Raw genomic sequence first — 22708 nt, 5'->3', positions numbered from 1 at the left:
ATGCGAGCGACGCGGGTGCGCAAGCAACAACCTAATGTCCGTACCCGCCGGTAACCTGTTGAAAACGGCTCCGCAGGCCCGAAATCTTTGGGGGAAGTAAATGTCAGTGGAATCCCTGGACCCGGTGCTCGGGAAGCAGGACGAGCTTGTAATGGAGCAGGCCTACTTCGACCGGACAGCGGCAGCGCGCGAGGAATCGGCAGCTGGGAATGGGGTCGACCAGTGGTCGGCCGGAACGGCAGCTGAGGGACGTGCATTTGCCCGCTGGCAGGAGTCCAAGTCTTCGGTTGACCTTCATGACAACGTCGCCTTTGGTCGGATGGATCGGGAAGACGGCGACGTCTATTACATCGGCAAGCAGCCGATATTTGACGCTGATAAGAACCTGCTAGTGATCAACTGGCAGATGCCCGCCGCGGCAGCGTACAACCAAGCAAGCGCACATGATCATCAGGGTCTGCTGCGCAAACGGACCTTTGACGCCAAAAGCAACCGGATTCGCGACTTTCAGGACACTGTCTTCAAGGAGCTGGCTGCGGCAGTTGCCGAGTTGGAGGATTGGCGGTCGCCGGACGACTCTTTGCTGACTGCGCTCGAGGAAAAGCGCAGCGGACAGATGAAGGACATCGTCCGTACCATCCAGGCAGCACAGGACAAGATTGTCCGCTTGGAGAAGGACCGGCTGCTTGTCGTGCAGGGTGGCCCGGGCACCGGAAAAACGGCCGTTGCACTCCATCGAGTCTCATGGCTCCTATTCAATTACCAGGATGAGCTGAAGCCCGGAGATGTTCTGGTTGTGGGACCGAACCAGACTTTCACCCGGTACATCCGCCGCGTCCTTCCTGATCTTGGGGATCACGACGTCGTACAGAAATCGCTGCAGGAGCTGCTCGCGCCTGGCATCGCCGTTCGCGGATCAGAAATCGACCCGACGGCTAGGCTTAAAGGCTCGTCCACCATGGCGGACTTGATTGCCGCTGCTCTGGACGACCGCATCAAGGAACCTCGGGGGCCGATCCGTATTCAGCAGCGGGGAAGCGGATGGTATTTCGATCTTCCCCCGCAAACGGTGGCGGCCCGAGTCCGTCAGCTGCGGGGTGAAGTGTATCTGGACGGACGCGCACGGTTGAAGGAGACTCTCCTCGAGTTAGCGACCATCGAGTACCGTCGGCGGAGCCCGTTCGGGTCGGCGACCGACGTGGTGGATCCCCGCAGCCTGGATTCTGCAGTCAACCAGCTCTGGCCTCAGCTCAACGCTCAGCAGTTCCTCCGGGAGCTCTTTGGGTCCAAGGAAAGACTGCTCCGTGCCGCAGCCGGCACGGAGCTGCGCGCAGCGGATATCGAGTTGTTGCATCGGGCACCAGCCGCCTCTATGGCCGACGAACCCTGGACGGCGGCAGACCTGGCGTTGATCGACGAAGCCAACGAGGCCCTAAGGGGTGCGCCAGAGCTCTATGGGCACATCGTCATTGATGAGGCTCAGGACCTGTCTGAGATGGAGCTGCTGGCGATCAGACGCCGTTCCCGTCACGGCTCTATGACGGTAGTCGGGGATATCGCGCAGTCGACGGGCCCGAGCGCCATGAACGATTGGAAGCGAGTGGAGGACATGCTGGCCTCCAGTCTGCCTACGGAAACCGCTGCCCTGGAGCACGGCTACCGCGTGCCGCGCGAGGTATTCGCTCTCGCAAAGCCTCTTCTGACCCTCGCCGCGCCGGGCGTCACTCCGCCAGTCATCGTCCGTTCCGCTGGCGCGAACCCCGTCTTCACCGAGGTGGCAGACGAGAACCTGGGCATTGAACTGTCCAAGGTGGTCGTGCACCACAGCGGGCGAGGGCGCTTCGTAGGTGTAATTGCCGTGCCTGAGTTGTGGGATCAAATCCGAGACGCTTTCCTAGCCGAAGAGATCCAGTGGAGCGAATCGAGCTCCGGAGAATTGAGCAACGCGATCAATCTGGTCACCCCGGAAGCATCCAAGGGACTGGAATTCGACGCGGTGATAGTGGTGCACCCTCAAAGCATCCTCGATCTGCCACATGGGGAGAGGCTGCTGTATATCGCCTTGACTCGAACCACCACCCGGCTTGACGTTATCTACCCGCCCGAGACATTGCCGGCAGTTTTGGGCGGGACATCCGGCGTCCCGGGTGAGGCCGCCGAAGCCAGCTCAGCTGAAGAGCCGAGTGAGCCGAGGGTGAATGTCGAAGGTGCGGTGCTGCAACCTCCATCCACCCCCGTGGCCGTGGCGTCGCCCGCCCCCAACAACCCCGATTCATCTCTGGGCGGGTCCGCGGCCCTCTCTGACTTCGAGCAACAGATGGTCACCGTTGTCGTCAACGGGATCATCGACCAAATGCTTTCGAAGATTGCGCCCTCCCTCCACGCTGCCGTCCTTCGGGAACTCGGCGAGCGGATGCAGCGCTCATGAGCACTCCGCCGGCCAGCCGGGGGCCGGCTCATGGGCTCTACGAAACGCTGCATACCCGGCAACTCCAGGCCCGCCTGGAGCAGGATCCGACACTGCAGACGGTTTTCGAATCGGTTCCCGAGGACGACTCCCCGGCGCTGCTGGCGGACTATGTCGCTGTCCGAGTACGCGAGGTTTTGGCCGCTACTAAGCCCGAGGACCGGGTCGCTCGAGCGAACAGCATCCTTGACCAGCTCTCGGCCGACCCGATCCAGCCCGGGCCGCACCAGCTCCTGTCCGCTTTCCCAGGGGACACGCTGAAGCGCCGTCAGCTGCGCCGGCCAACCACACCGCTTCGCAAATCCGCGCTGCTAACCAACGGCCGGGACGACCCCAATCTGGCCGCAGAGATCCGGGCCGAGATGGGCTCAGCAGACCGGGTCGACCTGCTCTGTGCCTTCATCCGCTGGACCGGCCTCCGCCTTCTGGAACCGGCCTTGCAGGAGCTCCACGAGCGCGGCGTCCGGCTCCGAGTCATCACGAGCACCTACATGGGCGCTACGGAACGGCGCGCCATCGACGAACTGGTTCGCACGTACGGGGCCGAGGTGCGCATCAACTACGAAACCCACGCCACCCGCCTCCACGCCAAGGCCTGGATGTACCACCGCGACACCGGCTTCGACACCGCCTACGTGGGCAGCTCCAACCTCAGCGCCCCGGCCATGCTCGACGGCCTCGAATGGAATGTCAGGCTCTCCGCCGTCGGGACCCCGGACCTGCTGCAAAAATTCGGCGTCACCTTTGACAGCTATTGGCAGCAGCCTGCCTTCCAGCCCTACGATCCGGACGTCGACGGCGACCGGCTGGACGCCGCCCTGCTGCGCAACGGCGGGCGGAAGACCTCTCTGCCCGGCGGGGAAACCGGCCTCGAAATTCAGCCCTACCTGCATCAGCAGGAAATGCTGGAAAGCCTCGAAGCCGAACGCAGCGTGCATGGCCGGCATCGGAATCTCCTGGTCGCGGCCACCGGTACCGGCAAGACCGTCATCGCGGCGCTGGACTACAAGCGGCTCTGTGAAGCCGCGGGCGGGGAGCTGTCCCTGCTCTTCGTCGCTCACCGGCAAGAGATCCTGAAACAGTCCCTGCAGACCTACCGCGACGTCATGCAGCGCGGCTCTTTCGGTGAGCTCCTGGTCGGCAACCACAAGCCCGCTCAGTGGAAGCAGGTTTTCGCCAGCGTCCAGTCCCTGGCCACTCTCGACGCGGATCAGCTCGCCGCCCAACACTTCGACGTCGTCGTCATCGACGAGTTCCACCACGCCGAAGCGCCCACCTACCGCCGGTTGCTGAACCGACTGCAGCCGCAGGAACTGCTCGGTTTAACCGCGACGCCGGAACGCGGCGACGGCGTCAACGTCGCCGACCAGTTCTTTGACGGCCGGGTGGCCGGCGAGCTGCGGCTCTGGGACGCCCTCGACGCGGACCTGCTGGTGCCGTTCCACTACTTCGGCGTGGCTGACAACGTGGACCTGACCCAGGTGGAATGGAAACGCGGCGGCTCCTACGACATCAATCAGCTGGACGCGTTGTATACCGGCAACGAAGCCCGCGCCGCGAAAGTGATCACCGAACTCAGAGACAAAGTTACGTCCACCAGCGACATGCGCGCGCTGGGGTTCTGCGTGTCGGTGGAGCACGCCCAGTACATGGCGGAGGTGTTCAATCGCGCCGGCATCGCCTCCCAAGCAGTTTCCGGTGATACGCCGGAGGACGAGCGTGCCGAGGCGCTGCGCCGGCTGCGCAGCCGGGAACTGAACTGCCTGTTCGCCGTCGATCTCTTCAATGAAGGCCTGGACCTGCCGGAGATTGACACCATCATGCTCCTCCGTCCCACGCAGAGCGCAACCGTGTTTATTCAGCAGCTGGGCCGTGGGCTCCGCCGGGCCAAGGACAAAGCGGTACTGACGGTGCTGGACTACATCGGCCAGCAGCGCCGAGAGTTCCGATTCGATGCCAAGCTCGGGGCCCTGACCGGCCGGCGCCGCAAAGCGTTGGAGAAGGCTGTGGAGGAAGGGTTTCCGTTCCTGCCCTCGGGTTCGCAGATCGTGCTGGATCGGGTCGCACAGAAGGTTGTGCTGGACAACATTCGCGAACAGCTCCGGGTGAACCGGAAACAGTTGGTCGCCGAGGTTCGCTCCTACGGCGAGCAGGCGCTGGAGGATTATCTGCGAGCGTCCGGCCGGGACTTGTCGCACGTCTACCGAAAGACGGGGGACTCCTGGACCTCGTTGATCCGGGAAGCCGGGCTGGTCGACGTCGGCCACGGCGGCGACGTCGAGCTCTTCCCTTCAGCGACACACGGCGCCTCGGAGGAGGCGCTGCTGCGGAGGATGACGGCGATGCTGTGCATCGACGATCCGGAACGCGCTGACACTTATGCGGAGCTCGCCGCTCCGGGGGGACGCAGCTACGCGGAGCTCAGCCCACGGGAACAGATCCTGGCCCGGATGCTGTTTTTCGCGATCTGGCCCAACGGCGGAGGATACGCGTCGTATGACGAGGGATTGCAGGTTCTGCGCGGTTACCCCGCGGTTGCCTCAGAGATCCGGCAGCTCGCCGAACTGGGTGTGCAGAGCTCCCGCTACGCGCCGCGCGGGCCGGGCCTCGGACTGCAGCAGATTCCCCTGTTTTCCCATGCGACCTACCGGCGGGAGGAAGTGCTCGCGGCGCTGGGTTACTTCGAGCTGGGCGGCCGGATGACACACCGGGAGGGCGTCGCCTGGTGTTCGGAGGTGGAGACGGACGTTTTCTTCGTGACGCTGGAGAAAGACGCGAAGGAGCGGGCGGCGTCGATTATGTACAAGGACTACGCGATGAGCCCCGAGGTCTTTCACTGGGAATCACAGAACGCGACGTCGCCGGAGAGCGTCACCGGGCGCCGATATATCAATCACCGGAGCAACGGGACGAAGGTGCTGCTGTTCGCCAGGCCCCGAGAGAAGGACGATAACGGGATGACGATGCCATACACCTGCCTGGGGCTGATGGACTATATGTCGCATACCGGCTCGCGGCCGATCGCGATCACGTGGAAGCTGCACCGGCCGATGCCGGCAGATGTTTATGTTGAGGCAAGTGCTGCGGCGCAATGATTTGCCCGCACTTGCGTCAGCTATCTGGAGTCGTCTCCAGGCGATTCCCTGCACCTCAACGGCCCCTGGAGCGGAACTGCAGCCTCCAGCCGAGCCGAACCGCGGTGGAGATCGGAATATTCTGCATTACCCCATCAACCTGTAGTCGACGTGCCATATGCTTACGCATAGAAAAAGCTCCAGTATGAAACAGCTGGGGCCGGAAGGAAGATCATGATCAGTTTCCCTGTCGGCGGGGGTCTCGTATCACGTTGGTGCGGGGGACTCATCTCCTCGAATCAGAGCCAAAGACATCGTGCTCACGAGGTGCTTCTCGGTAGCCCATCTCCGGTGGCCACACCGGGTTCTGCAGTCAAAGGCTAGGAGCACTGTGGGTTTCTGGCACACGGGTTACATGGAATTTCATGAACAGACCGACGAAGGTGGCGGAGGGTTCATCAGCGCGCCCAGGCGGCTATTCGTGTGCACAACGTGTGGTCTCGAATTTGGCCAGGAGGGTGACTTTCGTGTACACACCTTCCAGGGCCATGCAGTCCAACGCTCAGCTCTTTTCTTCAAAGGACGAGAATGCGGGAGGGGCCGACTCGTCGTAACAAAAGAGACGACAGCCGCTGACTGGGTGATCCGCAATGCCGATTCCGTCACTGTGAACGGCCGTCCGGTCCCGTTGGAAGGGGCAGCCGAGGCACTCAGTGCGAAACGAATTGGCGTAACGGAAGTCACCCTTGCACAAAATGGTATCCCTCGTCCGCGGCGCTTCGAATTTGAGTTCAACCTCGCTGAGGATGACGATTTGTTGTCTGTCGATGAAGCCCTGAGCCGACTCATCGACGGACGTGAGCTGAGTTCTCGCTCCATCGATGACTTCATTATGCGTTCCAGAAACTATCCGACCTCCGCCAGGTACGTTGCAGGTTTGGCCAACTACCTATACGGAGTCATAAACCGAGAGCGTGCCGCTGAGACAGGAGCCCCTGAAAAGGCTCCCTCGGGTGGTGGATATCAGAGTAAGTACGATCAGGCAGTGGAAATTCTCCGCTGTTTCGACAGACCGCCCGCAGAGGCGATTTGCGGTCTAGTAGCCTATCAGTATAATCAGTTCGCGCGCGCCATGACGAAGACCAAGAGCCCTCGAATCGCAAAAGTGGCATTCCGTTTTGAATCGATGCTCACCGGACGACCGTACGAGCTGGACGATCTCTCGAGCGCTCCGCACCCGAGCCTGGACAGGGAGCTCAGCGACTCAGCGACAGAAGATGTTCTTCGGTGGAGCGCTGTGCCACTTGATGGTTCAGCTGCGCCCAATGTTATAGCGGAACTTGTGGCAAGCATGGGAATGCAGCAGCGTCTCGCCGACTCTCTGAAGCTGCACTTGATCGCGGCTGAGCACACATTCGCAATTGGTGATTTGCTGTCAGCCAAGCGGCACGCGGAGCACCTCCGCCACAGTCGTGTCACGGAGGGCTGGTACGACAACTTCCTAATCCGCATGCAATTTCAAGGAGTCTCGAGATAGTGACGAAAAAACCCGATTCCACTGTGAGCGTCCCTGACATCGCGTCGAATCCCAAATACGCTGAAGACTCCCGACGGGCGAACGCGCAGCCCCGCGTGGCGAAAAGTGCGCTCAAGAAAGAATCTCCAAAAACTATTCTTGCCTTCTTTGAGCTTGCGTACAAGGAACAAGGGCGAAAGCTGAATCTCTCTCGCCAGGCTTTGCGCGATCTGCCTCTACAGCCAGGCTCTGCGCAGGTAGAAGAGGAAGCTGTAAAGGTACTAAGCGCCAAGGATCCATTCCTCAACGTTCTTCCCAGCGTGCTGACGGCATTGGTTGAATTCGGCGCTGAGAAACGCATTAGGCAAAGAGTTCTGGACCTTGTTCAGGATGCTCTCGCCGTCCACGCCGTCTCGACGAGCTGGTTGGAAACGTGGACGGATGAACAGCCCCAAGCGCAGGCCGAACAAGTGATTGCCGCTGTCAAAAAAATCAAGTATCACGAGCTCGGTCTTCACAAGCCGTCCGATTTCACGGACACCTTGCGTGAAAGGCTGCGCGTGAATGCGCTGACGACTGTCGAACTCGTCAGCGTTCTCCGGGGCATGAGTCTGGACAAGTTTGTCGAGGACATGAGCGAACATGTATGGAAGACCTCTATGGAACGGAACGACGCACGTGCCGCGGCGGTCCTGGTCGCTGCTAAGAACACGGACTCCCTCAAGTACCTATCGCAACACTTCACGACCCGTGTGGAAAAGAGTGAGGAAGGACGGCAGACAGCCCTTCGCCAAGCACGAGAGCAGGAACATCGTGCGAGTAGAGCTGAGGCCAAGGCCGGCCAGCTACAAGACAGCCTAGAGGCTGAGACAAATCGCTCCGCTGAGTTGGAAACAAAGGTTGCCGACCTAGAAGGTCATCTCGCCGCTGAGCAGAGTAGCCGTGTGGTGGATCGGAGCCACCACTTAGATGACTATGAGACTCTCCGAACCAAGGTAATCCGGCAGCTAACTGACCAGGTGCGGCTCCTAAATGACAGTCTCCACGCGCTACGCAATGGAAGTTTAGATATTGCGGAAGAATATGTAGATCGTGCCCTGCGCGCAATTGATAGCGAAATCAAGAGGCTCAAAGAGATCGACCGGAAGAAGCCATGATTGCGGGATTTGATTTTGGAACCACCAACAGCTTGATTTCGGTCGTGAGCGGCGACCGGGTCATTGATTTCTTAGATGCTGGAAGCCGCCCTCATCCGTCCGTGGTTCACTACGAAGGCGAGGAAGTAATCGTCGGGCGGGAGGCCCGCGAGGCGTTGGAGGAAGTCGGGATTGGCGTTCACGGCAGTACCGTGCGCTCACCGAAGTTTCTGCTCGGCGAAGAAATGGTCAGCGTCGGTGGGGTCGATCGAAGCCCGGTCGACATCGTGACCCAGGTGATTAGTCACGTTCGGGCGGAGTCTATGAGCAGCTCCAGGCTCGAAGGACTGGGCAACCTGGACCGCGCCGTAGTCACTATTCCTGTAAACATGAACGGTCCGAGACGTGCGGCGCTCCGCGAGGCTTTCGCCCAAGCTGGCATGTCGGTGGTGCAATTCGTCCACGAACCCCTTGCGGCTCTCTACGGATACCTGCGAGGTACTGCGGACCCCCAGGACGAAACCCGTCGGTTGATGCGACGCAACGTACTCGTAGTGGATTGGGGAGGCGGAACTCTCGACCTAACCCTCTGCCGAATTGAAGCGGGCAGGATTCTCCAGCTGCGGAATGGAGGTACAGACCACGTCGGCGGGGACAGATTCGACCAGGTAATTCGCGATGAGGTGGTCGCTAGGTTCTCAACTGCCCAGGGGATCTCGGGATCCGAGCGTCCAACACGCGAGGCCCGACTACGGCTGCTTCAACGCGCTGAACACAATAAGATTGAACTTTCTCAGCGTGCGAAAGTATCCTTCTACGCGCCCAGCTATTTCCCCGAATCTGATACGACACTTGAATACTCCCTAACTCGGCAGGAATTTGACGCGATGACTCGCCCCCTGGTGGCCGCAGGGATCCGAGAAATCGAATCACTCCTTGATTCCGTCGGTATGGCTCCGGCCCAGGTGTCACTTTGCCTTGTTGCGGGAGGAATGGCAGCTATGCCCAGCATCCGAAGCAGGCTCCATGAGCTGTTCGGCCCGGAGCGGGTTCTCGTCCCTGCAAACGCTGGCACGTTGGTCTCGCAGGGAGCTGCCTGGATAGCCCATGATGCTCAGCGGTTGGTACTTGCGAAGCCAATTGAGCTCGAGATGTCCCGTGGGTCCAGGCTCCCTCTCTTGACGGCCGGAACACCCATGCCTGGTCACAACCAGATTGACCAACAGCGCTTCCACCTCTACTGCACAGATCCAACCGATGGGACGGCCAAGTTCTCGGTGGTGACACCAACAGATCTGACAGCGCAACCACAGGCGAGCGACCCCAGAACTTCGTTAGGCGTAGTAACTGTAAAGGTTGATAAGACAGCTCCACCACTGACTGAACGACTCGAATTTGACGTTGAAGTGGACGATGATTTAATCCTAACGGTCGAGGCGAGGTCCAGCCAGCAACGGAGCCGCGCCTCTGCGTCCTATTTCGACCTGGAGTTCGGCATAGGACTGCCCGGGACAGTCGCTTCTGAACCCTTCGACCCCGAGCTCGAGAGCAGCGGTGTGCCCAACGGCGGGCTTGTAATCCGCGCCAACGTTACGGATGAGAACAATCAGCGACTGATTCCAGGAGATGTGCTTTATAAGCACAAACCTCGTGCATTCTCGAGAATCCCTGGGCCAGGCCAAGCCACGGAGGAGCAGATCACGGAGCATCTGTACTACATGCCGTGTGCCGTCTGTAAGCGGCAGTGGGGCGACCCGGCGTGTAAATGTGGCTCGGTAGCCTAGGTGGCAGCCCACCAGCTCGATGTCCGCGTTGTCGACGGTGTCTCACCTGTGGAGCAATCCGTTCGGCGACCGGTTCGCCTGACCCCAGACGGGTACGCAGGCGTCGTCTTTGCCGGTGCGGTCTACCCAGTCTTTGAGGACAACATCATTGACATCGCGGGGGCGTCGTGGGAACCGGAGGACTGTAACCGGTTCCTCTTGTCAGGAACCTCCATACCATACGCGCGCGGAATGCGTGACGTGGCTGCGCCGTCGAGCTTCACTTTTGATGGCGAATGGGCACTGGATAGCAATCGCTTTGGTCATCACGTTGTATTCAATGCCTCCGAGAGAGTCGCAGCAGAGGTCGTGGCTGCGCTTGAAGCATCAGACCTTCCGGTGCAACGGTGGGACGTCAGCCACCGGACCGCTTCCGACGGAAGGTTCTACGACTGGTTTGCCCGGCTGCGTGTGCAGGCTCCTCGCGACGAGGTGCTATCGCGGGTTTCTTCTGCGTTCTCCCCGGAAACTGCAGGCCCGCTCCGAGGCCTTGTAATACCAGAAGATACACGCTTGGAGGAGCTCGCCGCCCAGGTTGAGAGTTTGCTTGACCAGACGAACGAGCTACAGAGGCGGCTTTCCCGATCGGAAAAGGAAGCTGCGAGTCTTCGTCAACGACTCACAGCCGTCGCCGACCGCGAGAGCAGGCTTTCCACCGAGCTCACCCGAGTTCGCGAGCATCAAAAGACACTGGTCGATCAGATCGCCTCGTTCGCTGATTCGGCTGAGCGGACAAGCAACGTTAAAGAAGACCTTCTTGAGAAGAAGGATGCTGAGGAGCTCCTTGAGTTTGCACTCTCTGAGAACGCAGATCTTCATCGCAGCATAGCGATCTGGCGCACTCAAGCGGAGCAGGGCGACGCGCGTACCGAGAGTCTAGAAGCGACGAATTCCGCGCTGCAGGACAGGCTCCAAGAATTGCAGCAACAAGAAAGTGAGCGCCGCATAAATATCATAAAGTCATCTGCCCCGCGACGGGGTGTCCTTGGCTTCCTTGACTCGGCCTTTTCCCGGCTAACTTTTGTTCTTGACAGCGTCGAAGAGTTGGCAAACGTAGAAGCGCCTGCATCGATTTTCAGGGCGCTGGTTCATATAGATATGGGTGAAAACGTCGGCAAGGACCTAGAGGGCGTCCGAGGGTGGCGTGAGGTATCAAAGCTGTCCACCGGCATCGCTGGCAGCGAAGACATGGGCCGGATCTATTACAAGCCGGATGGCGAACGTGTACTTGTCAGCGTTCACATAAAGCAGGATGACAAGGAGCAGCGCCGCCATATTGGACGGCTCCGCTCGATCCAGGTGCCTGTGTCGTAGTACGGGAAGCCTCCCGTACTGACTCGAGTCGCATAACCTCGTGGCGGCGGCGCTGGCCAGGCGTTGTGGGAAGTTATCAGCTCAAAAATCAGTTAAGTTGGTCGATGAGTGGCTATAAGTATTGCCACCGGGAGAGGTCGTGGGTTTGAAATGCTGAGTTACAGGACGCTCTTTACGTTTGAAGTGGGGGACGGAGCAGATCCGGTCGAGAGCGTAGTAACGAGGACGCTCAAATGGCTCAGCGACAAGGGCCTGGATGGCCCAGCGGTGGCCGCCAATCAGGAAGTCGCGGTATCTGGCAACGCAGTAGTCAAGTGGTTAGTTCCGCAAGCGGATAAGTTCAAAGGCAAGACCCAACGCGTCGTACTCACGGAACGTGTGCCCGCGGGCGAATGGAAATCTACGGTCACAGTCCGTGAGCCGGAAGATGGTAATCCCTGGTTCTGGATGGACGTAGAAGGTCCATCCTGGGCGGGAGCGCCCAGACTGGTTCGCGACCTAATTGACGAATACATATGTCTCGACCGCGGTGTCAGACTGACGAATGAGCCAGTCGTAATTCAAGCCAGCCAAGTGGACGCGCTAATTGACACTTTGCGCAGGCGTGGGCGCAGGACCCTTTCTTTCATTGCGGGTAGTAGTGCTGAGCTCCCGCTCCCTCAGTGGAAAAGGCTCGTGACGAAGATCCTTAAACAGTCTGTCGGACAGGCATCAGGATATGTGCTTGATCCCCTTGCAACAGTGGTCTTCAACCAGCGGGTGGGGGCTGGATTCGGGGTCCAGCCGGGAATGCTCCGGACGTATCTTCCAGGACTGGACATTGATGACTACCAAGACGCCTCTCGTCATCGTTTTGTAACAGCCAGCTCTATCGCTGGGCAAGACTTTAGAAGACTGGGAAAGACACTCAGTTATAAGGCCCGTGAAGTTGCCCAGGAGAGTCTGCTGGACCGAACGGTTCGCAGTGTGGACCTGCAGCTGGACAGCTTCGAGATTCGAATCCCAGAGGTCGAATCTGCACCACGGACCCTTGGACCCACGAATAGTGGGCCTCGACCGGTGCCCAAGCAAGCCGATCAGCCCACTGCCTCGGGTACACATCTGCCCACCGGCGACGAGGTCGGCGTGTATCTTGCCGTGAGCGCGCTAATAGAGGAGTTCACAGGGGGCCCGCTCAGCCTCTCTAACGTAGAGCTTGTACGTGGTCAGCTGGCACGGGCCCAGGATGTGTCAAGCCAAGCCGCGAGGCTTCTTTCCCTTGTAGACCAGAAGTCTGCCGCACTCGATGAAGCAGCAGTTGAGCAGGCGCGTCTGAGGGACCTGGTCGATGATCTGGAACTGGATGCTGCCGAGACGTGGGAACTGCTCGAAGAACAGTACACTCGCACCCGGGCAGCCCAGCAGACCGAACTAGCCTTGCGGGCGCACATAGCGAGAGCTGGCAGCGACTTCGACTGGGCAGGAGCGGATACCCCCCAGCAGCCAATACAGCTAAGTGTCCCGGAGAACTTCAACAGCCTAGTTGAGCGCGTGGTCGAGTTTCCCTTTATCACCTTTACAGGCGACAAAGATGTCACGGCTCGTCTTGATGAGCACGACACAGTTGGACGCTGGTGCTGGATGACTTGGAGCATACTGGCGGCCTTGAATGATTACGCGAAGCTAAAGAGCGAAGGCAGTGATATTGCGGGTGTGCACGCCTATCTGGAGTCCCCGCCTCCGGGTGGCAGAATGTATCCAGCAGGCCGTCATGCGCGCGACGAGAGCGCTTCCGTGAAACAAAACCCGTCGTTTCGGACTCCTCGTATTCTGTCAGTTCCGGCCGAAGTAGATCCTTCGGGCGTAGCCTTTATGGGAGCGCATTTCCGAATTGCTAAACACGGTATGGTATCTCCGCGCCTCCATTATCTAGATGCAACTGGGACTGCGAATCAAATCGTAGTCGGCTACATCGGACCACATCTACCGAATACTCAAACCAACTAGATCTGTGGGCTCATGCCATGATCTGTGTAGAAGCTCAGCTCAGTTGGTACGTTGCGAGCCATGTTGCCATGCCAGCGAAGACGAGCGAAGCCTCAGGATGCGGGTGCACCGAGGAAACCATTCCAGTCCCGCGCCGGGACCGGGCCACCCACCGGTTCCGCGACGCCCTCGTAGCTGTGGTGATCAGTTCCGGAAGGGCCGCTGCCGAGGGCGCAACTGCGTTCGGCGTCTCGTGGTGGCTCGTCCAGCGCGCTCTGGACTCCGCGGCACTGCCCCTGGCTGATGTTGATGCTTTAGCCCCGCGGATGCTCGTCATCGATTGGGCACCGCTACCGGTCGGTGCGGTTCTTCCGCGGCCCTGTGAGGAGGTCCTGGACGCGCTTTGAACCGTGTCTATCTCGATACCGGACAGGTCTTGGAAATCGAGGACGGCGGGGACAATGACGGCGTCGGAGACTGGCGGTCGCCCGGCCGCTGGCCTGGCGTCTGGGCGTGCGTGTAGTAGCGATCGGCTCTTCCGCGGCGTTCCGCAAAGCATTGCGAATGTGGCTTTCCACGCACCGCTGTCTCAGTGGATGCGTTCCACCTGGTCAAGCTGGGCAAATGCCATGCTCGCCGAAGTCCGGCAGCGCCTCACACTACAGGTCCACGGGCGGCGGGGACGATCCATCGACCCGGTCTGGGCCAATCGGCGGTTGCTCCTGCGCGCCGGCGACGCGCTCTCGCACCGGGCCTGGATCCGGCTGGAGACCGTGTTCGCCACCGACGATGCCACCGGAAAGCTGCAGGCAGCTTGGAAGGTCAAGGAACAACTGCGGACGATGCTGGCCTCCGGATCCCTCGCAGACGCAGCCGCCGCGAAAGACCAGGCGCAAGTCCTCGTCGAGAAGGCTGACCAGCCCGAGACGCCCCGCTCTGGAGGACGGTGCGCCGGTTGTGGAAATGGATTGAAGTCCTGATCGTCACCGGAGCGACCACGGCGAAAGCTGAACCCAGCAACACCACAATCAAACACATCAAAAGGACGGGGATTCACCAACGCAGGCAATTACAAAACACGTATCCTGTTGCGCAGCGCCGCCAGAACAGCGGCATGAACACTCATCACGGCAGAGCATTCACCACGAACGGCGAAGAGCCAATTTGACCCGTGAACTCACGAGTTCAGAGGTTCCGTCCAGATCGCGCGTGGAGCAGCTGTGCCGGGGCGTTCGCCGGGCGAGGGACAAAGCGGTGCTGACTGTGCTGGACTACATCGGCCAGCGCGCCGCGAGTTCCGGTTCGACGCCAAACTCGGCGCCCTGACCGGCCTGCGCCGCAAAGCGCTGGAGAAAGCCGTGGAGGAGGGTTTCCCGTTCCTGCCGTCGGGGTCGCATATCGTGCTGGATCGGGTGGCACAGAAGGTTGTGCTGGACAACATTCGCGAGCAGCTGCGGGTGAACCGGAAGCGGCTGGTCGCCGAGGTTCGCTCCTATGGCGAGCAGGCGCTGGAGGATTATCTTCGTGAGTCCGGCCGGGACCTGTCGCACGTGTACCGGAAGACCGGTGATTCCTGGACGTCGCTGATCCGGGAAGCCGGGCTGGTCGACGTCGGTCACCGGCCCGACGTCGGGCTCTCACCGTCACTGCCCCACGGTGACACCGAGGAGGCGCTGCTGCGCAGGATGACCTCGATGCTGTGCATCGACGATCCGGAGCGGGCCGAAGCGTATGCAGACTTGGTGTCCCCTGAGGGGCGCCGCTACGCAGAGCTCAGCCCGCGGGAGCAGATCATGGCCCGGATGCTGTTTTTCGCCATCTGGCCCAATGGTGGGGGACACGCCTCCTACGACGACGGCCTGCAGGTTTTGCGGGGCTACTCGTTGGTCGCGTCGGAGATCCGGCAGCTCGCTGCCCTGGGACTTCAGAACGCCCGGCACGCGCCGCGCGGGCTCGGGCTCGGCCTGCAGCAGGTCCCGCTATATTCCCATGCGACCTACCGCCGTGAGGAAGTGCTCGCTGCGTTGGGGTACTTCGAGCTGGGCGGCCGGATGACCCACCGGGAGGGCGTCGCCTGGTGTCCGGAGGTTGAAACTGATGTCTTCTTCGTGACGCTGGAGAAGGATGCGAAGGACCGGGCTGCCTCGATCATGTACAAGGACTACGCGATGAGTCCTGAGGTCTTTCATTGGGAATCACAGAACGCGACGTCGCCCGAGAGCGTCGCAGGCCGGCGGTACCTCACCCAGCGCAGCAACGGGACGAGGGTGCTGCTGTTCACCCGTCCCCGGGAGAAGGACGAGAACGGGATGACGATGCCGTACACGTGTTTGGGGGAGATGGACTACATGTCGCACGCCGGGTCCCGGCCGATCGCCATCACTTGGAAGCTGCATCGGCCGATGCCGGCGGACGTTTACGTCGAGGCGAGCGCCGTGGCGCACTAAGCGCCCCCGATGTGTGATGAAGCCGCGCCCCCTCGGTTCCGCGGTGGGTATGGGGTGGAGCCGCAGTTCAATATCTCCGCGTTGAACCACGCATCTGCACTGCTTCGCCGCCCCTTCGCTGTCCCTTCGACGCGGCCTCTTTTGCGGCTGACCGAGTTGCGCCTTGTGTATCTAGGGCGAAGCGAACAACGCTGCCATGGACTCCTCTTTTCCCTGCTCTGGAAGAGAGTCCTGGACCGTCAGGGGGGGGCACGCAAGGAACTCTGGCTGGCAATCAGGACCTGGATAGCGGACCTACCGCCGCGGCTACGGCCATATCAACTGAGAAAACTACCTCTCATCAATATGGAACAATGAACGGACCCCGCGCACGGCGGCTTAAGACCCTGACAGGGCAAACGGACGTTCGAAGTCGGGCACTTATCTCGTTTGGCCACGCCGGGAGAAACGCAACTGAATCGGTATCTCCACCGGTATCATGGTGCTCGTGGGCCTGTGTGGCCCAATGAGTGAGGAGGACCAACGTGGCTGAGCCGCGGCTGTCCACAGACGACATCGCCGCCCACCTCGGGGTCACCAAGGACACCGTCCACACCTGGATTGCCGAAGCTCTGCCCGACCACAAAGTCAGGCGTCTCTGGAAGTTCAAAGCCTGCGAGATCGACGACTGGGTGCGCGCGGGCGCGGCAGCCAGTGACCATGAGATCCCCGTAGCCCATCCCGGTGTCGTTGGTCGCTCCTACGCTCAGGACAACGACGAGCACGGACAGGGGTGAAGATGGCGCTGATAGACGCCCAGGAGTTGGTGAAATCCAAGCAACGCGTTGCCGATCACGGCGAGGTGTTCACCCCGGCGTGGATGGTCGAGGACATGCTCGATCTCGTCAAGCACGAATCTGAGCGGATCGACTCTCGCATCCTCGAACCCGCCTGCGGCTCCGGGAACTTCCTCATCCCAGTCCTGGCTCGCAAGCTCGCGACCGTCCAGATTCGGCACGACAAGAGCGAGTTCGAAAAGCGCCACTACGCCCTCTTCGCGCTGATGTGCACGTACGGCATCGAACTCCTCGCGGACAACGCCGAAGAGTGCCGCCACAATCTCGCCGAGGTGTTCAACACGTTCCTTGGTATCGGCAACGATGACCAGTGGGCGCGAGCGGCACGCGCAGTCCTGGCCGTGAACATCGTCCAGGGCGATGCCTTGACCATGACCGTGCCCAGTGGCCAACCGATCACCTTTCCTGAGTGGGGCTACCTTGGCAAGGGGAAGTTTCAGAGGCGCGACTTTCGCTACGACGACCTCACCCAGCGCGCCTCGTACGAGGGAACCCTGTTCGGTGAACTCGACGACGAGGACCTGTTCGTTCCAGTGCAGACCTATCCGACGATGACCGTCAGGCAGATCGCCGAGGACGCCGCGTGACCCTTGCGCCATTCACACTCCGAGGGCACAATCCGGATGTCTTGACCTGCATCGCGAACCTCTCGAACGATGAGGTCTTCACCCCACCAGTATTCGCGAACCAGATGCTCGACACGCTTGCCACCGCGTGGGCAGACGCCAATGACGGCGCGGACATCTGGGCCAACCCCGATGTCACGTTCCTCGATCCGTTCACCAAGTCCGGAGTTTTTCTCCGTGAAATCGTGCGTCGGCTCACCGATGGCCTGATCCTGGCATTCCCCGACCTTGACGAACGTGTCGATCACATCCTCACCCATCAGGTCTACGGCATCGGGATCACCCAGCTCACGGCGCTGCTTGCGCGCCGGAGCGTTTACTGCTCGAAGTTCGCCAACGGGCCGCACTCGATCGCCAAGTCGTTCACGACCGAGGACGGCAACATTTGGTTCGAGCGCACCGAGCACACCTGGGGCGGCGGCAAGCGTGAGTTCCGTGTCGATCCCCTGACGGGCGAAGAGTTCACGGTCTACACCGACCGCAAGTGCATCTACTGCGGAGCCGGCGCGGACGACTACGCACGAGGCGGAGACCTTGAGACTCACGCCTACGCCTTCATCCATACCGACGATATCAAGGCTCGCATGGCCGAGCTGTTCGGAGACAACATGCAGTTCGACGTCATCATCGGCAATCCGCCCTACCAACTCAGCGACGGTGGCTACGGTACGTCGGCCGCACCCATCTACCAGATGTTCGTAGAGAAGGCGCTCGGGCTCGACCCTCGGTTCGCAGTTTTTGTCACTCCGTCCCGCTGGTTTGCGGGCGGCAAGGGCCTCGACGAGTACCGCAAGAAGATGCTTGCCGACCACCGCATGCACGACATCGTCGATTACCCGAAGCTCTACGAAGCCTTCCCCGGTGTAAAGATCCGTGGAGGGGTGTCGTACTTCCTCTGGGACCGTGAATACGATGGCCCTTGCGCGGTCCAGACAATGTGGGATGGGAAGCCTCTTGGCGAAAAGGTAACTCGGTACCTGGACGCCTACGACGTGCTAGTCCGTCGGAATGAAGCCGTCCCGATCCTCGACAAGGTCCGAGCGCTCGGTGAGCCGACATTGGACCTGCGGGTGTCGAGCCGAAAGCCTTTTGGCCTAGCGACCAACTTCAAAGGAAGCGGTTCGCCGGCGCGAATGTCCGAGCCAGTGAAGCTTTTCGCGAACCAGCGGATCGATTGGATCGAGCGCGACGATCTGCCTTCGAATCGTCAGTGGGTAGACGACTGGAAAGTCTTGATGACACGTGTCCAAGGGACGAGTGCAGCGGTTGAAACGAAATTCCTGTCTAGGCCGATAATCGCGCCTCCTGGTACGGCGTGCACGGAGACTTATTTGGTCGCGGGGCGGTTTGAGGACGAGCGCAGCGCCGAACGCTACGCGGGTTATCTGCGAACTCGGTTCGTACGCTTTTTGGTGTCCTTGAGAAAGGGAACGCAAGATGCCACGCGCAATGTCTACGCATTTGTTCCGGACTTGCCTCTCGACCGCGAGTGGACTGACGACCTGCTTTATAAGCGCTACGGACTGACCACCGACGAGATCGCATTTGTCGAATCTCAGGTGGCCCCACACGACCGTACCCTCTTCGAAGATGATGGGGAGGGTACCGATGAGTAGAGACATCGACGAGCTTCTCCCGGAGAGGCCCGAAGCGAGGCTGCGCATCTACGCGTGGTCGCCGAACGATCCACCAGCAGGATATACGGGACTTCTCAAGGTCGGGCAGACGACGAAGCCGGATGTGAACATGCGTATCCGTGAGTCTCAGGGGCAAATGCAGCAGGCGTACACGCTCCACGTTGACGAACTCGCTGAACGTGGCGACGGATCGGTTATTCGCGACTCGGATGTGCGCCAAAGGCTGATCGACAAGGGCTTCGAGAACCCAATCTTCGGGTCTGCGCGGGAGTGGATGCGTTGTACGCCGGACGACGTTCGTACGGCGATCACTGAGTTGCGTACAGGCGTGGAGCTCAGTGGAACCCATCACGAGACGTTCCCGATGCGCCCGGAGCAGGCCAGCGCCGTCGATAAGACCGAGGGCTACTTCAAGTCGATCTGGGCCGAGGGCTCCCAGGCGGTGCCTCGTTTCCTGTGGAACGCCAAGATGCGCTTCGGGAAGACCTTCGCCTCCTACCAACTTGCCAAACGGCTCGGCGCCAAGCGCGTTCTCGTGGTGACGTTCAAGCCTGCGGTGGAGGACGCCTGGCAGAGCGATCTGGAGTCTCACGCCGACTTCGATGGCTGGCAGTACCTCTCCTCAGCGACCGGAGGGAGTCCGGACTACGCACACAAGAGTCGGCCACTGGTCTACTTCGGATCGTTCCAGGACCTGCTCGGACGCGACCGGAAGACCGGGCTCATCAAGGCGAAGAACGAGTGGGTCCACACCACCAACTGGGACCTCGTCATCTTCGACGAGTACCACTTCGGTGCCTGGCGCGAGTCCGCCAAAGAGTTGTTCGAGGGCGAGGACGAGAAGGTCAAGCAGAAGGAACTGGCCGCGGAGTATAACGACGGCCTCGCGGCCTTCGACGAGGAACTCGACGAGCTCGGCAACGACGAGGACGACTTCCTTCCGATCACCACTCGTGCCTACCTATACCTGTCCGGCACGCCGTTCAAGGCGCTGGCAACCGGTGAGTTCATCGAGGAGCAAATCTTCAACTGGACCTACACCGACGAGCAGCACGCAAAGGCCGAGTATGCCGTCGCGCACCCGAACGTCTGGAACCCATACGGTGCCCTGCCGGAGATGCGCCTGTTCACCTACCAGATGCCTGACGAGCTCATCGCCGTCGCCAACCAGGGAGAGTTCGACGAGTTCGACCTCAACGAGTTCTTCGAGGCCAAGGGAATCGGTAAGGAAGCCGAGTTCACGCACAAGACCGACGTGCAGAAGTGGCTCGACCTCATCCGCGGCGCTCACCTGCCCACCCAGGTCGACGCCATGCGAATGGGCACCCGCCCGCCATTCCCATACTCCGATGTCCGACTCCTGCCGTACCTGCAGCACTCATTCTGGTTCCTGCCCAACGTGGCAGCGTGCCAGGCGATGTCGAACCTGCTCGCGGAGAAGCAGAACGTGTTTTGGCACGATTACGAGGTCCTCGTAGTCGCAGGTGCCGGCGCGGGCATTGGGCTGGATGCTCTCCCGCCAGTGCGGGCGGCGATCGGTGACGGCCACGACACGAAGACGATCACTCTGTCGTGCGGCAAACTCACCACGGGTGTCACCGTCAAGCAGTGGTCCTCGATCCTGATGTTGCGGAACCTCAACTCACCCGAGACCTACTTCCAGGCAGCGTTCCGCGTGCAGTCACCATGGTCGATCAAGAACCCTGACGGAGACAACCCGAGCGCCGAAGCAGTCCTCAAGCCGGTGTGCTTCGTGTTCGACTTCGCGCCTACCCGCGCACTGCGTCAGATCGCTGACTACGGCGCGGGCCTTTCGCCGGACACACCGAACCCGGAGCAGGCGGTCGAGGAGCTCGTGAAGTTCCTGCCCGTGTTGGCCTATGACGGGTCGAACATGACTCAGGTCGATGCTGGCGGCATCCTGGACATTGCCATGTCGGGCACCTCCGCAACTCTCCTGGCCCGTAAGTGGGAGTCCGCAATCCTCGTCAACGTCGACAACGACACCCTGCGCAAGATCATGAACAACCCCGAAGCCCTCAACGCCGTCATGAACATCGAAGGCTTCCGCGCGCTCGGCAACGACATATTCGAGACCGTCGTGAACAAGAGCGACGCCGTCAAGAAGGCGAAGAAGGAAAAGGGCGAGGACATCACTCCGGCGGAGAAGAAGGAGCTCACGGCGGAGGAGAAGGAATATAAGTCCAAGCGGAAGCAGATCCAGGAAAAGTTGGTGAAGTTCGCCACCCGTATTCCGGCGTTCATGTACCTGACTGACTTCCGCGAGAACACCCTTCAGGACGTCATAACCAAGCTCGAACCGGGCCTGTTCCGTACCGTCACCGGACTGACCGTCGAGGACTTCCATCTGCTCGTGAACCTCGGCGTCTTCAATGCGACCCACATCAACCAAGCCGTCTTCGCCTTCCGCCGCTACGAAGACTCCTCCCTGTCCTACACCGGCATCGAGTCCCACAAGGGTCTGCGGCGCTACGGCCTCTACGACACCGTGGTCGCCGTCGATGACGACGCCGTTGCCTGACCATCAGTCGGCCGACCCAGAGAATCAGCATGTCCTTTCGAACCCGCGCAGCATCGAGGAGATGCATACTGCTGTTCACAAGCGCGAGTAGCTGATGCCGGCGATCCAGCTCGAGTTCGTCTGGGGAGCCGGCAAACCTAACGGCGAAGGATCTCGTAGAAGAGCGCTGATCTCAATCTCGGCACCGGAGTATCGGCGGCCGGTGTGGCATCGTTCGAGCATTGGGGGTCCTCGCCGACGGCCCTGCCTTCAGAGCCCTTCGCGATCGAGCTCGATATCTTGGTTCTGCCAGACCCCGTAGGCAAGTCCGGTGGATTGCACCTTCCATTCCGCGCGTCCGTTGGAATGTTCGCCCTGAGACGATAGCCGATGCCGCAGAGGGTGAAGCGAAGACCTGATTGCGGGAAAACACGGCGAGGGCTCCGTTGGCCGACGGGACCAGCGTGCCATCCTTGGCCAGTTTTTCTCGAAGCCGTCGATAGCCATCTTCTTCGACTCCGATCCAGGTTGCTCTGGCAAGCGACCCCTCGAGGACCGTGAACTCACCATCGACTTCCTGGGCGGTCGCTACGATTCCGTACTTTTTGAGCCGCATTTCAAATAGGGGGGAGATGACCTGCTGAGGGGCGGAAACAGGCTCAGCAGGGTTTGATGGCGTTGCGGAGACAGTCGTATTCCGAAGTAAGTTGACCCCCAAGACCGGTAGGGCAATCTTGGCTTGTGCGATGAAGTACTCCATGTCCGAGACGTCCGACTCTGGCAGCGGTAACGGTGCTGGTGCCGTGCCGTTCATCAGGCGGGCGCGCTTGGCTTGCTGTGCCAAGGTGATGAGGCGCGACTCCAGGTAGCGGGCGTGCGCCTTGGTGAGGTTTGCGTCCTTGCTCGTGAGAACGATGGCACGGTCCCAGAAGTCCTTTCCGCCCTGGTCTTCCGGGCGGGAGTGTTGGTACAACCGCTTACTGACGTCGTCACCTTCGCCGATGTAGGCAAGCGAACCTCCCATACTGTCGGGATCGTCCCCTAGCAGGAGATAGATTCCGGTTCGGCTGGCCTCAGGTCGTTTCAACAGTGTTCCTAGGTCGGAACGTGGAGCCGCAACGATGTGTCCCGTCCAGTTCATGATCTCGGCCGTCAACAAGCCACCAGGGGTACCGTCGGCCAGGAATAGACGAACTGATTTGCCGGTACTCAACGAAATGATCTCCTCCAAAAACGTCATCTACCGCCTCGGGCTAGGGCACATGAGACTGTCTACAACCCTGCCCTGCAGGTGCGCGCGGGTCCGAGTTTACTAGGGTCTTATGCAACACCTGCCGGACGGCGTG

At 60.6% G+C, this 22708-nt stretch carries 14 protein-coding genes; 13 read left to right on the top strand and 1 reads right to left on the bottom strand.

The features are described 5' to 3' along the window. Window positions 1-106: 106 nt before the first annotated feature. From AC5RV6_RS14260 to AC5RV6_RS14200, 13 genes are all read left to right on the top strand, one after another. Window positions 107-2428, top strand: coding sequence for a HelD family protein (locus AC5RV6_RS14260; protein WP_494007984.1), 2322 nt, complete (start codon window positions 107-109; stop codon window positions 2426-2428). Continuing rightward, window positions 2425-5562 carry a DEAD/DEAH box helicase gene (locus AC5RV6_RS14255; protein WP_494007983.1) on the top strand — a complete coding sequence of 1046 codons (3138 nt, stop codon included), beginning with the start codon at window positions 2425-2427 and terminating at the stop codon, window positions 5560-5562. The genes AC5RV6_RS14260 and AC5RV6_RS14255 overlap by 4 nt, the downstream gene beginning before the upstream one ends. 394 nt (window positions 5563-5956) lie before the next feature. Next, window positions 5957-7078, top strand: a complete 1122-nt coding sequence (locus AC5RV6_RS14250) for a hypothetical protein (protein WP_494007982.1) — start codon at window positions 5957-5959, stop codon at window positions 7076-7078. After that, entirely contained in the window at window positions 7078-8214 is a 1137-nt protein-coding gene (locus AC5RV6_RS14245; RefSeq protein ID WP_494007981.1) for a hypothetical protein, read from the top strand. Before AC5RV6_RS14250 ends, AC5RV6_RS14245 begins: the two co-directional genes overlap by 1 nt. Then, window positions 8211-9977, top strand: a complete 1767-nt coding sequence (locus AC5RV6_RS14240) for an Hsp70 family protein (protein WP_494007980.1) — start codon at window positions 8211-8213, stop codon at window positions 9975-9977. The genes AC5RV6_RS14245 and AC5RV6_RS14240 overlap by 4 nt, the downstream gene beginning before the upstream one ends. Window positions 9978-10208: 231 nt before the next feature. Beyond that, window positions 10209-11330 (top strand): hypothetical protein, encoded by a 1122-nt coding sequence (locus AC5RV6_RS14235; RefSeq protein ID WP_494007979.1) that lies wholly within the window; start codon window positions 10209-10211, stop codon window positions 11328-11330. A gap of 675 nt (window positions 11331-12005) precedes the next feature. Continuing rightward, window positions 12006-13316: a hypothetical protein gene (locus AC5RV6_RS14230; protein ID WP_494007978.1), complete on the top strand. Its 1311-nt coding sequence runs from the start codon at window positions 12006-12008 to the stop codon at window positions 13314-13316. Between the two features lie 545 nt (window positions 13317-13861). Next, window positions 13862-14275: a transposase gene (locus AC5RV6_RS14225; RefSeq protein WP_494007977.1), complete on the top strand. Its 414-nt coding sequence runs from the start codon at window positions 13862-13864 to the stop codon at window positions 14273-14275. Window positions 14276-14707: 432 nt separating this feature from the next. Beyond that, window positions 14708-15742, top strand: a complete 1035-nt coding sequence (locus AC5RV6_RS14220; protein WP_494007976.1) for a DUF3427 domain-containing protein — start codon at window positions 14708-14710, stop codon at window positions 15740-15742. A gap of 524 nt (window positions 15743-16266) precedes the next feature. Further along, the gene (locus AC5RV6_RS14215) at window positions 16267-16518 is read left to right on the top strand and encodes a helix-turn-helix domain-containing protein (protein ID WP_494007975.1); all 252 of its coding nucleotides are present in this window, start codon (window positions 16267-16269) and stop codon (window positions 16516-16518) included. A 2-nt stretch (window positions 16519-16520) separates the two neighbouring features. Next, entirely contained in the window at window positions 16521-17165 is a 645-nt protein-coding gene (locus tag AC5RV6_RS14210) for an N-6 DNA methylase (protein ID WP_494007974.1), read from the top strand. Then, window positions 17162-18820, top strand: a complete 1659-nt coding sequence (locus AC5RV6_RS14205) for an Eco57I restriction-modification methylase domain-containing protein (RefSeq protein WP_494007973.1) — start codon at window positions 17162-17164, stop codon at window positions 18818-18820. The genes AC5RV6_RS14210 and AC5RV6_RS14205 overlap by 4 nt, the downstream gene beginning before the upstream one ends. Further along, the gene (locus AC5RV6_RS14200) at window positions 18813-21383 is read left to right on the top strand and encodes a DEAD/DEAH box helicase family protein (RefSeq protein ID WP_494007972.1); all 2571 of its coding nucleotides are present in this window, start codon (window positions 18813-18815) and stop codon (window positions 21381-21383) included. The genes AC5RV6_RS14205 and AC5RV6_RS14200 overlap by 8 nt, the downstream gene beginning before the upstream one ends. A 172-nt stretch (window positions 21384-21555) precedes the next feature. On the opposite strand, the gene AC5RV6_RS14195 is transcribed toward AC5RV6_RS14200, so the two are convergent. Next, window positions 21556-22602: a GIY-YIG nuclease family protein gene (locus tag AC5RV6_RS14195; RefSeq protein WP_494007971.1), complete on the bottom strand. Its 1047-nt coding sequence runs from the start codon at window positions 22600-22602 to the stop codon at window positions 21556-21558. Window positions 22603-22708: the final 106 nt, after the last annotated feature.

It is taken from the genome of Arthrobacter saudimassiliensis, assembly GCF_059090665.1.
This window is presented reverse-complemented; position numbering and strand designations above follow the sequence as displayed.